This is a genomic window from Bacillus cereus group sp. N11 (assembly GCF_016483605.1).
Classification (GTDB): Bacteria; Bacillota; Bacilli; order Bacillales; family Bacillaceae_G; genus Bacillus_A; species Bacillus_A toyonensis.
Window position 1 is genome coordinate 125,746 of the sequence record NZ_JAEHBN010000004.1, and the last position, 13,781, is coordinate 139,526.

The following is a 13,781-nucleotide window of genomic DNA, read 5'->3' on the forward strand; positions in this document are numbered from 1 at the left end:
AAATCAATATAAAATTTTATGTTTAGTTCACAAACTTTCGGAAAAACTAGGAAAGATATGACAAAGGAGGTTATGAACGGTGGATCATCCAATTCAAGGATTAATGAAAGCGGCAATGGAAAATTTAAAAGAAATGGTCGATGTGAATACGATTGTTGGGGAGCCTGTTCAAACGGCTGACGGTGGTGTAGTGTTAACGGTTTCTAAAGTAGCGTTCGGTTTTGGAGCAGGAGGTTCTGATTTCCAAACGAATGATGGACAAAGAGCGAACGGTAACCCTGCATTTGGTGGCGGTAGCGCGGGTGGTGTTTCTATTACACCAGTAGCATTTCTTGTGGTGAATAAAGATGGAGTAAATATTTTGCATCTACAAAATGCGACACATTTAGCAGAAAAAATGATTGAATTAGCTCCACAAACAATTGATAAAATTCAATCGATGTTCCAAAAAGATGAAAAGAAAGAGGGAAATCATCATCCTCAAAACCCAGATGAAATCCTTTAAAAACGCCTGCTTACGAGCAGGCGTTTTTTCTTGTAATCACTATGTAATAAAACACATGAAATTGTAAATAGTTTTTGAAGTTTTTTCTATGTTTCTAAAATTTTTCATGTTAAAATATGCTATAGAATTGAAACATATAAAACGAAGGTGGCTAGGTGCTTTGTCTGGAGGATCTGACCAAGTAAAGAATATGATATATATTAATGGTAATCGTCGAGGTCATTGTTTTATTACATCAGGAATTACGTTTAAAGAGTTTGCAAGTAACATCCCTTCACCGCTTCATCAAGTTTTGCTTTTGAAGCATAACTTTGAATGGACAGATTTTCATTATCATACTTTATTTGAATATGTTGAGGAAGAAAATATACATAAGCTAATTCAAGCAGAGATTGATGAATTTGATGAATTTTGTTGGGTAGATTTTGATGATGCAAGCGATTTAGATGAATTAGAGCCAAAAGAAATTGCAGAACTGTTATATTTGGCTCACAAAAAAGAACCACTTGCAAGAACATTCTTTCCGTTGTTGAAAAATAGATTTGTTTATTTTTCACATGATGACGGGTGGTACAACAAAGTGTATTACCGTAGAATAGCTGATTTTGTTGGAATGTTAAGTAAAGTCATTCCTTATAAACTCGGTGCTTTCGGTAAGAAACGTTTTTCTTTCTTCCAAAAATCGAAAATTTTCCCAGCAATTTCAAAAGAAGTGATTATGGGGCTTATTCCATTAATGGAAGATGGTCTTTATATTGATTTAGCAGGGAAAATTGAGTCAAGAAGAGGTCTTGAAATTCCGGTATATGTAGTTGGTTCGTATGAAAGTACGGATGAGGTACTAGATAATATCGATGAATTGAAAGAGGAAGCAACAGAAACAGGTTGGCTCATTTTTGATAAGAAAGAACAAGAGTGGCAATGGGTTGTTGACTAAGAAAACTTGGCGCATGAAGTCAAGTTTTCTTGTCATTTGAAAGGAGAACAAATGAAGAAATATTATACAATTGTGGGTATTGTAAGTATTATTCTCGTGGCGATATTGCTTATTACGTGTCCGAAAGAATCAGATTTTAATTCGTATGTAGAGGATAAGTATGCGTTGAAATGTGATGAGAGTAGTTTTGAATGCACACAAAATGTAGATGGTAAAAAAGAAAAGCTACAATTTGAAAGTACAGATGCACGAAATGGTGTATTCTTTATGACTGTAAAGCAAACGTTTAAAACAGAAGCTGGTGTTACGAAAGAATATAGCGGAGTAGGGATGTTTGGTACATTTCTTTTTGTTTCAGAAAAGACTTACTAGTAATAGAAGGTCTTTTTTTTATGCCTATGTTCATATAGATGAAGTAAGACAAGCATAGGAGGGATAGTGATGAAGAATACATGCATCGTTTGCGGTGGTGAGGAGTTTTTTTCCTCAACGTTGTACGCTCGTACGAAACAAGATTGGGCATATGCGCCAAACATGTATCGATTTGAAAAAGTATTTATTGAACATAGGGATGAAGAGAATTATCCGGTCTTTCAAGAAATTACAGCAAAGCACTGTTGTGGATGCGGTCATATTATGTTGTATCATGAATGAACACACCAAGTATAACTTGGTGTGTTTTTTTAAAACGCTGACAAAGCAAGCGGATAAAGTAAAGTAAATAAAACAGAAAAACTACCAAAACCAATTGCTGTATATCCAAGTGTTCTTGCTCCGAAATTAACAGCTAATAAACCAACTAAAATCGCAAGAGAACCAAGTGTAACTGGATAAAAAGCAATTGAGAATAACGAAAGAAATAATGCGACATAGCCTATCATTGCTCCGGTATTTGTACCTTCTATTTCATTTGCAATTTCTTTGCGCTCATGTCTAATTGGAATGCCGGCTGGAGATATTTCAGCTGCATACTCTTCATTTTTTTCACCACTTTTAAAATGATGATTTCTCTTTCTTCGCATGTACATCCCTCTCTTTCAATTGGGTGTATCTATAGTATCTTTCAAAATGAGAAGAGCATGAGTATGAGTTAAACCCAAGTAAAGCAAAAAATGGAGAAAATAGATTTCGTTGTTATCTTACTTATCCCACTATTTGCGGGCAGAAAAACTTCTATTTCAAAATCGGCTAGAGTAAAGAAGTTATGTAGGAGCCGGGTTGTCTGTAAAAGCTCGATTGGTGTGGGCTAATAATCAGTGGGAACGAATAAAACCGCCACTAATTAAAGTTTCACTCTATCTCCTTATGAAGATAAACAGGGATTTTGGAAAATGATGTAGAATGAATTGAATGATAATACGTGAAGGTAGGGGAATGTATGACGAAATTCAATTGGCATGAATCAGCAGAGAAGAAGTGGGATAGTAGTGCGGAATATTGGAATCAAAATAGTCAGGAAATGTGGGATAGCGGGAGCAGGAGTACAATTATTCCATTTTTTGAACAGTACGTAGAGAAAGAAGCTCAAGTGTTAGATGTTGGCTGTGGTGATGGATACGGTACATATAAATTAAGTCGCGTTGGCTATAAAGCAGTTGGAGTAGATTTATCGGAAATTATGATTCAAAAAGGTAAAGAACGTGGGGAAGATTCAAATTTATCTTTTGTGAAAGGAGATCTTTCCGCTTTACCATTTGAAAATGAACAATTTAAAGCGATTATGGCCATTAACTCTTTAGAATGGACTGAGAATCCATTACAAGCATTAAATGAAATAAAACGTGTTGTAAAGAAAGATGGATACGCATGTATTGCAATTTTAGGACCGACAGCAAAGCCTCGAGAGAACAGTTATCCTCGTTTATACGGCAAAGACGTTGTTTGTAATACGATGATGCCTTGGGAATTTGAACAGTTAGCGAAAGAACAAAATTTTGAAGTTGTAGATGGCATTGGTGTATATAAGCGCGGAGTAAATGAAAAGATGCTAGGTCAACTACCTACAGAGTTACAACAATCCTTAACATTCTTATGGGTATTTATGTTAAAAAACGTATAAAGAAATGAAAGAATTTTTAGGAGGTAAATAAGTGCAGAAAATACAAAAAACTGATACAATATCATCAGAACCAATTAAAGGGGGACTAGGGTATATGACAACTACTACAACAGTTAAATCCGATATTGAAATCGCACAAGAAGCGAGTATGAAGAAGATTCAAGAAATTGCAGCTGATTTAAATATTCTAGAAGATGAATTAGAGCCATATGGGCATTATAAAGGTAAGTTATCTCTTGATATTTTTAAGCGCTTACAGGATGAGAAAGACGGTAAAGTTGTTTTAGTAACAGCGATTAACCCAACTCCAGCTGGAGAAGGTAAATCAACAGTAACAGTTGGTTTAGGTCAAGCTTTTAATAAAATTGGTAAGAAAACAGTAATTGCACTTCGCGAACCATCTCTTGGACCAACGATGGGACTAAAAGGCGGAGCAGCAGGTGGTGGTTTTTCACAGGTTGTACCAATGGAAGACATTAACCTTCACTTTACTGGAGATATTCACGCAATTACAACTGCGAATAACGCGTTAGCGGCGTTTATTGATAATCATATCCAACAAGGAAACACACTTGGAATTGATACGCGTAAAATCGTTTGGAAACGCTGTGTTGACTTAAATGATCGTGCCCTTCGTAACGTCGTAATTGGTCTTGGTGGACCAGTTCAAGGTGTACCACGTGAAGACGGTTTTGATATTACAGTAGCATCTGAAATTATGGCCGTATTCTGTCTTGCAACGGATATTCAAGATTTAAAAGCACGTTTATCTCGCATCGTAGTTGCTTATAACTTTGCAAACCAACCTGTAACGGTTAAAGATTTAGGTGTAGAAGGTGCGTTAACATTACTACTAAAAGACGCATTAAAACCAAACTTAGTACAAACGTTAGAAAATACACCAGCTATCATTCATGGCGGACCATTTGCGAATATCGCTCACGGTTGTAACAGTGTTATCGCTACAACAATGGCAGCAAAATTAGGTGATTATGTTATTACAGAAGCTGGATTCGGCGCAGATTTAGGCGCAGAGAAGTTTTTAGATATTAAAGCTCGTGCAGCTGGCATTAAACCAGAAGCAGTTGTTATTGTTGCGACTATTCGTGCGCTTAAAATGCATGGCGGCATAGCAAAAGATCGATTAAAAGAAGAAAATGTAGATGCATTAGCAAAAGGTATGGAGAACTTACAGAAGCATGTTGAAACAATTCAAAGCTTCGGTGTACCTTTCGTAATTGCAATTAATAAATTCATTACAGATACAGATGCAGAAGTTACATACTTACAAGAATGGTGCAATGAGCGTGGCTATGCAGTATCCTTAACAGAAGTTTGGGAGAAGGGTGGCCAAGGTGGAGTTGACCTTGCTGAAAAAGTACTAAAAGAGATCGAAAAAGGTGAAAATAACTACGCGCCACTTTATGAATTAGAATTACCATTAGAAGAAAAAATTCGTACAATTGCTCAAAAAGTTTATGGCGCAAAAGATATTGATTTTGCTCCGAAAGCACGTAAGCAATTAGCTCAATACGAAGGAGAAGGTTGGAGTAACCTACCAATTTGTATGGCGAAAACACAATACTCTCTTTCTGACGATGCAACAAAGTTAGGTCGTCCATCTGACTTTATCGTAACAATTCGTGAATTAAAACCATCTATCGGTGCAGGGTTTATCGTTGCATTAACAGGAACAATGTTAACTATGCCAGGTCTTCCAAAACAACCAGCAGCACTGCAAATGGATGTAAATGAAGATGGAAAAGCAGTAGGTTTATTCTAAAAGGTTGTAATTCATCTCGTTTATCTGTAAACTATATATACATCAAGTGGCGCCTTTCCATCGAAAGGCGCCTGTTTTTTGGAGGAAATTATGTTTGATCCAACTGCTTTTGACAATTTAAAAGTAATCGTAGAAGGTGCTGTTTATGATTTTGACTTACATGGTGATATTCTTGTAACAGATCGAAAAGATATGATGGACCTTGCTTCATTAAGTCGTATATATCATATCTCGTTTCAGTTAACAGAACCGTTCGAACCATTAGTAGAAGCGACATTTTCATTATCTGTGGATGCAAAGAACTTGTCTGGTGAAATACTAGAAGTGCCTCAGTTTACACCAGGATGTGAAATGAAGTTAGCATATTCATTCCCGATAGAACAGCCAGAAGGAGTATGCGAAGAAATTGAAACTTTCATGCGTTCTATATGGGGAAAAGAAAGAATGATTATGCAAAAAGTTTCATACGAATATAATAAGCAAGCGATTTCATATCATAATAAGGTAGAGGTTCTATTTCAAAAAGCGATTACAGAAGACCATGTTGATGATTTAATAGCTGTTATTTCACACATGATAGAAACGGTGCGAACAATACAGCATTTTCTTCAAAAATAGAGATAAAGGAGAAAAACAAATGATAAAAGATATGCAACCATTTTTACAACAAGCTTGGGAGAAGGCTGGTTTTAAAGAATTAACTGAAATTCAAAAACAAGCGATTCCAACTATTTTAGAAGGACAAGACGTTATAGCTGAATCTCCAACTGGAACAGGAAAAACATTAGCGTACTTATTACCACTTTTACATAAAATTAATCCTGAAGTAAAACAGCCACAAGTTGTTATTTTAGCTCCAACGCGTGAACTTGTCATGCAAATTCATGAAGAGGTTCAAAAATTTACAGCAGGAACTGATATTTCAGGTGCATCTTTAATTGGTGGTGCAGATATTAAGCGCCAAGTGGAAAAATTGAAGAAACACCCGAAAGTAATTGTTGGTTCACCAGGACGTATTTTAGAATTAATTCGTATGAAAAAGCTAAAGATGCATGAAGTGAAAACGATTGTATTTGATGAGTTCGATCAAATAGTGAAACAAAAGATGATGGGTGCTGCACAGGATGTAATTAAATCAACGATGCGCGATCGTCAATTAGTATTCTTCTCAGCGACAATGACAAAAGCAGCAGAAGATGCAGCACGTGATTTAGCAGTTGAACCACAATTAGTACGTGTAACACGTGCAGAGTCAAAAAGCTTAGTTGAGCATACGTATATCATTTGTGAGCGACGCGAAAAAAATGATTACGTAAGAAGAATTATGCATATGGGCGATGTAAAAGCAGTTGCTTTCTTAAATGACCCATTCCGTTTAGATGAAATTACTCAGAAATTGAAATTCCGTAAAATGAAAGCAGCAGCTCTTCATGCAGAGGCAAGTAAGCAAGAACGTGAAGCGACGATGCGTGCTTTCCGCGGCGGAAAATTAGAAATTCTACTTGCTACTGATATTGCAGCACGTGGAATAGATATTGATGATTTAACACATGTAATTCATTTAGAGTTACCTGACACTGTAGACCAATACATTCACCGCTCAGGACGTACTGGACGTATGGGCAAAGAAGGAACGGTCGTGTCTCTTGTAACAGAACAAGAAGAGCGTAAATTACTTCAATTTGCGAAAAAATTAGGTATTGTGTTTACGAAGCAAGAAATGTTCAACGGATCATTTGTAGAAACGAAACCGAAAGCACCGAAGAAAAAGAAACCAGCATTTACTGGGAAGAAAAAGCCTAGATAAATAATGGGAAAGACGTAACTATTTGTAGTTACGTCTTATTTTGTTCATTGGTAAAGTAGTGAACGAGTAAGTCGATAAATTTTGTAAAGAAGTACATATCAACTCAAAAGGAATAACAATAGCACTTGTAGAAACCTACATAGAATATAAAAACCATTAGGAGGAATACAAATGATTCATAAAGTCGGACAAATTATGTTATATGTAAATAATCAAGATGAGGCAGTAAATTTTTGGACGGAAAAGGTAGGGTTTCATGTAGTAGCAGAGGAAGATAACAAGCAAGGGATGAGATGGATTGAAATCGCTCCAACTCAAGATGCAGAAACGAGTATCATACTACATAATAAAGAAGTTATTTCGAAAATGAGCCCAGAATTGAATCTTGGTACACCATCCTTAATGTTCTTCTCAGAAAATCTTGATCAATTATATACAGATTTAACAAATAAAAAAGTTACAGTTGGCGAAATGGTAACTATGCCTTCTGGTAAAGTGTTTAACTTTGCTGATAGTGAAGGGAATTATTTTGCGGTTATGGAAAAGAACAAATAATGATGTTATGGAAAAATCCCCCTCGTATAAAATGAGGGGGATTAAATATTTGAAGTGGACTTTTTATTCGACAGTTGTTCGATATAAAAAGCGCCTTTCTCAATAGCGGTTTCAATATAACCGACAATTTGATTAAACGTGAACACCTGTAATTCTTCATGCAAATGTTGCTCTGGATACAACATATCTTCAAAAAGGTATGTTCGAAAAGCTAAAACATTTCCTTTAGAAACTTCTGCGATATCCACAATGTGAGCCTCTTGATTAAGAAGAGAGAATAGCTGTTGTTCTTTGTCGTAATGATGAAGCAACTTTGCATTTAACAATTTAAAATCGTTATAGTACATAGGTGCGATAGTTTCGTCATTTTCTATTCTATTTTTTAGCCAAGGTAGAAAAAAACCTTGTAGCCAATTATCGTCGGCAATGAGGTGGGTGTAATAGCCTAAAATAAATAGAGAATCTATATGTTCTTCATATTTATGAATAAATGAATCATAATCTATTCTTCTCGTATAGTTCTTCGTTGTACCGGCATAAAAATGTGAGGTGCCTTTTTCTTTTTTGGAATGAACAGCATCAGGGGCTACAGCTCCAAGTAAGAAAGAAGTTTTATCTTGAATACATAATTTCTCAGCAATACCGTTAGCGATAATCACATGCATAATTCTTGATCCCATGAATGCCACCTCTGTTTCAAGTATTCATTTCAGGAAGGGGACTGAACGTTTAGTATTACTTTCCCTGTACTTTTTCTACTTTCGACCCATTCATGTGCTTTCCCTGCATCTATAAAGGGAAAAGATTTTGTAGCCTTAATTTGCAAACTTCCATCACGTAAATAACGGAAAACTTCATTTGCAGTTTCTTGGAGTAATTCAGGACGTTTTTTCCGTGTAGTGCCGAAGCTGAATCCGAGTATAGAACGGCAACTTGCGTGTAAGTCTTTCGTTTTGAAATTGCCAATTTCACCGCTCGCATTGCCGAAATGAACGAGGCGTCCGTAATAAGCAAGACATTTTAAACTTCTTTCCGAAACCGTTCCAGAAATAGAATCTAAAATTACATCAACCCCTTCGCCATTTGTCAGTTCATTGACCTTCTCTACAAAATCTTCATCTTGATGACATATAACATAATCAGCTCCAGCGTCTAAAGCAATTTCTTTTTTTGCTTCACTTCCGACAGTACCGATAACTTTCTCAGCCCCTAATAGTTTTGCAAGTTGAATAGCAGTAGTGCCAATTCCGCCAGCAGCTGCATGAATGAGTACAGATTCACCTTGTTGAAGCCTTGCAACATTTGTGAGTAAATTATAGCTTGTAAAAGATACGATAGGGCAAGCGGCTGCAGTTTGGAAATTAACTTCATCAGGTAAAACGAAAGTAAGATTTTCATTTGCAACAATATATTCTGCGTAAGATCCATTTTGAGGAAAAGCAATGACACGCTGTCCAGGATGAATATTTTTAACTTGAGAACCGACTCGTTCTACAATACCAGTGGCATCTATCCCTGGAATAAAAGGAAATGTTTTATTTCCTTTTTTGCCATAACGTGATTTAATATCGGCAAAATTAACACTAGTAGCAACAACACGAATTAACACCTGATTGTCTGAAATAGTCGGCATATCCACATCAGTATATTTCATCACTTCCGGACCACCGAACGACGTTACAACGATAGCTTTCATCATATATCCTCCTAAATTTGACTATATAAATCATTTTAAAGCGTCATTAGAAATTGGAAAATTATATAATAGTTATGCAAGGTTATAAGTGAAGCTTATGAACTCAGTGAATCATTATATTAATTTATATAAAAAACTTTAAAAAAATCGAACGAAATATGAATTACTTGCCAATATAAAGTGTAAGACAAAGGAGGGCTGGAATATGAAGGGTGAAATAGATTACGTGCATTTAATTCGATTAACTTTATCAGGCAATAAAGAAGCGTATAGCGAATTGTATGATGTAACGATTCAAGAAGTATATAAAACAGTACATTTTTTAATAGAAGATAAAACAGATGTAGATGATGTCGTTCAAGAAGTATACATACAACTATATGAATCGCTTCGTAAGTATGATAGCGAGAAGCCATTTCGTCCTTGGTTAATTGGACTTGCGATTAAACAAATTCACTCTTATAGAAGAAAGAGGTGGATGCGACTACGAATTATAAAAAAAGCAGAAGAGCAAAGAAAACCAGTACAAATTGATTTTTCTAACGATCTGGTAAGTAAAATATCAAACCAAAAACTAATCGAACTTATTCATAAATTACCGTATAAATTGAAACAAGTTATTATTTTAAGATACTTACACGATTATTCACAAGAAGAAGTAGCACAAATATTACATATTCCAATTGGTACTGTGAAATCTAGAATTCACGCGGCATTAAAAAAACTACGTCAAAAAGAGCAAGTAGAAGAAATATTTTTAGGAGAGGTAGGGAATGTGAAATGAGTTTAGACTGTAGAGTTAGGGAAACTATACAAGAAGAAGCAAAGGGTATTGTTGCCCCGCCGGAGTTAAAAGAAAAAGTAATCGTGCAAATAACAATGAATCGTGGGGGGAGTAAAAGGAAGAAGCACCTTATTGCAGGAGTGCTTGCAGCAGCTCTTTTAATCCCGACGACTGGTTTTGCGTATCAATCTATTATGGCGGATGGTATATACGGATCTTTTGAGAATTTAAAAAAACACGCCGGAGCGATGACGTTAGAAGCGTATATGCGTTTTAATGCAAAATTATCAGAAGCGAAAGATGAAATGGGTGCGAAAGAATATGAAGAGTTTACAAAAGAACTAAAGAAATTAACAAATGCAAAGCTTGCGTACGGGGATTCGAACGGTAATATTGATTATGATGCATTATCACCAGCAAAAAGAGAAGAAATGAAAAAGGTAAGTATGGGCCTTCAACCATACTTTGATAAATTAAATGGTCATAAATCAAGTAGAGAAGTATTAACGCAAGAAGAGTTTGATCGCTATATGGAAGCTTTAATGACACATGAAATAGTACGAGTGAAGACAAAATCAACCGGTGCAATAAAACTAGAAGAAGTACCTGAGGCATATAAAGAAAGATTTATGAAAGCGGAGCAGTTTATGGAGTATGTAGACGAAAAGGTGAGATAAGTAAAAAAGCTCAGAGTCTAAGCTCTGAGCTTTTCTTATTGAAACGTAAATATATTAACCACCTATGCCTTTTGCTAGCAATAGGAAGTATACAACTAATAATATTACGCCATTTAATGCAGTACCAACTATTCTGAATAACCAATTTTTTGATGCGATTGCAAAAATAATACCGAGTAATGAAAGTATACTTAGAGTCACAATAATTAACGTTAAATTCGCATTAGGTCCTCTAAGGATAAAGAAAGAAAATATACTTGCGATAACCGTTAGAAAAGAGAAAGCCCCTAATTTATACATAATAAATCTCCTTGGTTAAAATGCATTTTGACATAATATACGACCAACTTTATTTTAACAGAATTCCCCTTTTCATTTATGGCGATTTTTACAAATAATAGCGCACTTATAAACAAAATGCCCTAATCAGCAACACTTAAAAATTGGTCATCAATTATATTTTTTCATATTTGCAGTATCTTTTTGTATAAAACAATCTAATAGTGAATAACCAGCTATTAAACTAATAATCGTAACAAAAGTTGTATTTATAAGAATTATATTAGCTAAATAAGGTAAGTATTCGCCAAGTGGTGAAAAGAGTAATGCAGGGGAAAAGGAAATGAATAGTGTAGGCACTGTAATAGCAATAAATTTATCCGGCTGAAAGCTCCAGTTTTGTTTACTTGTTTCGCGATTAATAGATTGAAGGAACCGTAATAAAATACCAACTATAAGAGGAAAGAATGTAAAGTAGAATAATCTTGGATACACGTTAAAGTTCACCTGCGCGTCTGTATCTAAATAAAATTGAATTTTTACTCCAACAAATAATAATAAAACGATAAATAATGTAAAGCAGAGGTATAGCATTACTTTTTGCATTCCATTCCACCATCCTTTACTAAAAATATATTCAAAGAAGAGATATACAATAACTACTGTTGTATATCTCTTCTTTTACTGTTATTAAATAGTGGAATTTGTTTTTTCTTGCTTCGTGAAATAATCAATAATACCCATCGCACTAATTTCTATATCTAGATGTAAAATGTTATAAACGGAATGATCGGATGGGACGTTTAATTTTGTAAGGTGAGAAGAGATTTTATCCATTAATAAAGTTTGTAATGCTTTAGTAGCCTCATCGAAATCATTATACTTTTCAAAGACCTCTTTACCAGTATGAACGAAAATAGGTAACCAATGTTCTAGTTGGTTATATACTTCTGTAACATTGGATGAAGCGCCGTAATGACCGAAATAAATAGTATCTACATTCATACTTTGAATATGATTTTTAGAAGCAATCATCGCATCGGGCTGAAATTGCGAAGGGGACGTTGATGGTAAATATAACTCTACATCAAGGTCTGCAAGCTCTCTATAATAAATTCCAATTGTATCACCAGTAAAAATGCCGTTTGTTAATGAATCATGAATGCTAATATGGTGCTTTGCATGTCCAGGTGTATCATAAAATGTAAGGATGCGGTCTTCTGCAATTTTTAACGTATCATCATGTTGTACAATATGAACGCGTTCTTCTTCTATAGGAAGAATTGGATCGAAAAGTTTATCGAAATCATCCTTGTATACAGCTTTTGCGCCTAAAATGAGTTTTGTTGGATCAATCATATGACGAGCGCCGCGAGAATGCACATATAAAGTAGCATTTGGGCACTTTTCCATCATTAAACCAGCTGCCCCAGCGTGATCTAAATGAACGTGTGTTACGATAATGTTTTTTACATCGTTTAAATCAATATGTAATTGTTGTAAGCCGTCTAAAATATACGGAAGAGAAGGGGCTGCACAAGTTTCAATTAAAGTAATATCGTCACCTAATAAAACATACGTACCAGTTCGTTCATTATGTTGTAAATCAAAATCATCAATAAGATATAGGTGTGAAGATAACTGCTCTACTTTTTTCATCGTTACAACTCCTTAGTTACTGTATGTTTCTATTATACGCTAAAATAGAAAAAGGCAGAAAACGAAAGCTCGTCTTCTGCCTTTTTAAAGTGTTGTTATTTCGTTTGTTCTTTATTGATAGACATAACGAACAGTCCAACAATGCCACCAACGATCGGAAGCGTAATCTCTCCTGCTAAATTAAAGTAGGAGCTTAAGAATAAACCATTTACATCGATTACCCAACCAGTAACATACAATAACATCATATATAGTACGAAATAAAACTCGCGATTTGAAATCGTTTCAGGTTGTGCAGTTTTCATAATGAACACCATCCTTTTCTATTATAATAGAATATAAACTGTCACATTTTGTTCACAATTCAATTGTAAAACTTTCCATTCTAAAAGTCTAGTAGTTTGTGTCGAATTTTCGAACATAAATAAAGCGCTATTATTTCGGTGTGTAAGTATGTAATAGAAGCTGTATATTCACGAATGTAGTATAGTATAAACATAGAATAATAGTATAGAGAGGGGTAGGAACAATGACAGTTTATGATTTTTCAGCTAAAACAATAACAGGTGAAGATAAATCGTTAAAAGATTACGAAGGAAAAGCACTTCTTATTGTAAATGTAGCTAGTAAATGTGGATTTACACCACAGTATAAAGGATTACAAGAAGTATATGATAAATATAAAGACCAAGGACTAGAAATACTCGGTTTCCCTTGTAACCAATTTGGAGGACAAGAACCAGGTACAGAAGCGGACATTACTAGTTTTTGTGAATTAAACTACGGTGTAAACTTCCCGATGTTTGCAAAGGTTGATGTGAAAGGTGATAAGGCTCATCCTCTGTATACATACATGACAGAACAAGCGCCAGGTTTACTCGGTATGAAAGCAGTGAAATGGAATTTTACGAAGTTTTTAATTGGAAAAGATGGGAAAGTAGTAGGGCGTTTTGCGCCGCAAACGAAGCCAGTTGATTTAGAGGTTGAGATTGAGAAGGTACTTGGGGAATAATTAGGAGTTTGTTATCTTTTATTATAGT

General features: G+C 35.1%; 19 protein-coding genes. 12 read left to right on the forward strand and 7 right to left on the reverse strand.

Annotated elements, in window-relative coordinates:
* Positions 1-79 precede the first annotated feature (79 nt).
* From ytfJ to JDS98_RS08435, 4 genes are all read left to right on the forward strand, one after another.
* On the forward strand, positions 80-505 hold the full coding sequence (gene ytfJ, locus JDS98_RS08420) for a GerW family sporulation protein (RefSeq protein ID WP_000349987.1): 426 nt from the start codon (positions 80-82) through the stop codon (positions 503-505).
* A 160-nt stretch (positions 506-665) separates the two neighbouring features.
* Positions 666-1,442, forward strand: a complete 777-nt coding sequence (locus tag JDS98_RS08425) for an oxalate:formate antiporter (protein WP_000014090.1) — start codon at positions 666-668, stop codon at positions 1,440-1,442.
* A 51-nt stretch (positions 1,443-1,493) separates the two neighbouring features.
* Complete coding sequence (locus JDS98_RS08430; protein ID WP_199633780.1) at positions 1,494-1,814, forward strand: hypothetical protein; 321 nt, start codon at positions 1,494-1,496, stop codon at positions 1,812-1,814.
* A 69-nt stretch (positions 1,815-1,883) separates the two neighbouring features.
* Positions 1,884-2,096 carry a hypothetical protein gene (locus JDS98_RS08435; RefSeq protein WP_000798747.1) on the forward strand — a complete coding sequence of 71 codons (213 nt, stop codon included), beginning with the start codon at positions 1,884-1,886 and terminating at the stop codon, positions 2,094-2,096.
* A gap of 29 nt (positions 2,097-2,125) precedes the next feature.
* On the opposite strand, the gene JDS98_RS08440 is transcribed toward JDS98_RS08435, so the two are convergent.
* Positions 2,126-2,464, reverse strand: a complete 339-nt coding sequence (locus JDS98_RS08440; protein WP_001253195.1) for a hypothetical protein — start codon at positions 2,462-2,464, stop codon at positions 2,126-2,128.
* A gap of 356 nt (positions 2,465-2,820) precedes the next feature.
* Between JDS98_RS08440 and JDS98_RS08445 the strand changes: the two genes are divergently transcribed.
* From JDS98_RS08445 to JDS98_RS08465, 5 genes are all read left to right on the forward strand, one after another.
* Positions 2,821-3,501 (forward strand): class I SAM-dependent methyltransferase, encoded by a 681-nt coding sequence (locus JDS98_RS08445; RefSeq protein ID WP_199633781.1) that lies wholly within the window; start codon positions 2,821-2,823, stop codon positions 3,499-3,501.
* A 94-nt stretch (positions 3,502-3,595) separates the two neighbouring features.
* Positions 3,596-5,284, forward strand: a complete 1,689-nt coding sequence (locus tag JDS98_RS08450) for a formate--tetrahydrofolate ligase (protein ID WP_033661278.1) — start codon at positions 3,596-3,598, stop codon at positions 5,282-5,284.
* A gap of 90 nt (positions 5,285-5,374) precedes the next feature.
* Entirely contained in the window at positions 5,375-5,902 is a 528-nt protein-coding gene (locus tag JDS98_RS08455) for a hypothetical protein (protein WP_141499545.1), read from the forward strand.
* Between the two features lie 19 nt (positions 5,903-5,921).
* Entirely contained in the window at positions 5,922-7,091 is a 1,170-nt protein-coding gene (locus tag JDS98_RS08460) for a DEAD/DEAH box helicase (RefSeq protein ID WP_000588603.1), read from the forward strand.
* Positions 7,092-7,262: 171 nt separating this feature from the next.
* A complete protein-coding gene (locus JDS98_RS08465) occupies positions 7,263-7,646 on the forward strand; it encodes a VOC family protein (protein WP_000581483.1) in 384 nt (127 codons plus the stop codon).
* Positions 7,647-7,687: 41 nt separating this feature from the next.
* Here JDS98_RS08465 and JDS98_RS08470 read toward each other — a convergent pair whose 3' ends face one another.
* Entirely contained in the window at positions 7,688-8,326 is a 639-nt protein-coding gene (locus tag JDS98_RS08470) for a zinc dependent phospholipase C family protein (protein ID WP_199633782.1), read from the reverse strand.
* Positions 8,327-8,355: 29 nt separating this feature from the next.
* Entirely contained in the window at positions 8,356-9,342 is a 987-nt protein-coding gene (locus JDS98_RS08475; RefSeq protein WP_000644650.1) for a quinone oxidoreductase family protein, read from the reverse strand.
* A gap of 205 nt (positions 9,343-9,547) precedes the next feature.
* On the opposite strand from JDS98_RS08475, the gene JDS98_RS08480 reads away from it, so the two are divergent.
* Together JDS98_RS08480 and JDS98_RS08485 are read left to right on the forward strand one after the other, a co-directional pair.
* Complete coding sequence (locus JDS98_RS08480) at positions 9,548-10,126, forward strand: sigma-70 family RNA polymerase sigma factor (RefSeq protein ID WP_087969084.1); 579 nt, start codon at positions 9,548-9,550, stop codon at positions 10,124-10,126.
* A complete protein-coding gene (locus JDS98_RS08485; protein WP_087969085.1) occupies positions 10,123-10,803 on the forward strand; it encodes a DUF3600 domain-containing protein in 681 nt (226 codons plus the stop codon). The genes JDS98_RS08480 and JDS98_RS08485 overlap by 4 nt, the downstream gene beginning before the upstream one ends.
* 54 nt (positions 10,804-10,857) lie before the next feature.
* On the opposite strand, the gene JDS98_RS08490 is transcribed toward JDS98_RS08485, so the two are convergent.
* The 4 genes from JDS98_RS08490 to JDS98_RS08505 all read right to left on the reverse strand — a co-directional run bounded on the left by JDS98_RS08490 (position 10,858) and on the right by JDS98_RS08505 (position 13,046).
* Positions 10,858-11,103, reverse strand: coding sequence for a hypothetical protein (locus tag JDS98_RS08490; protein ID WP_199633783.1), 246 nt, complete (start codon positions 11,101-11,103; stop codon positions 10,858-10,860).
* Between the two features lie 150 nt (positions 11,104-11,253).
* Positions 11,254-11,688 carry a hypothetical protein gene (locus JDS98_RS08495; protein ID WP_199633784.1) on the reverse strand — a complete coding sequence of 145 codons (435 nt, stop codon included), beginning with the start codon at positions 11,686-11,688 and terminating at the stop codon, positions 11,254-11,256.
* A gap of 84 nt (positions 11,689-11,772) precedes the next feature.
* Positions 11,773-12,741 carry an MBL fold metallo-hydrolase gene (locus JDS98_RS08500; protein WP_098228088.1) on the reverse strand — a complete coding sequence of 323 codons (969 nt, stop codon included), beginning with the start codon at positions 12,739-12,741 and terminating at the stop codon, positions 11,773-11,775.
* Positions 12,742-12,836: 95 nt separating this feature from the next.
* A complete protein-coding gene (locus JDS98_RS08505; protein WP_000844989.1) occupies positions 12,837-13,046 on the reverse strand; it encodes a DUF3925 family protein in 210 nt (69 codons plus the stop codon).
* A 224-nt stretch (positions 13,047-13,270) separates the two neighbouring features.
* Here JDS98_RS08505 and bsaA point away from each other — a divergent pair, with 224 nt between their 5' ends.
* A complete protein-coding gene (bsaA, locus tag JDS98_RS08510; protein ID WP_000219426.1) occupies positions 13,271-13,753 on the forward strand; it encodes a glutathione peroxidase in 483 nt (160 codons plus the stop codon).
* Positions 13,754-13,781 lie beyond the last annotated feature (28 nt).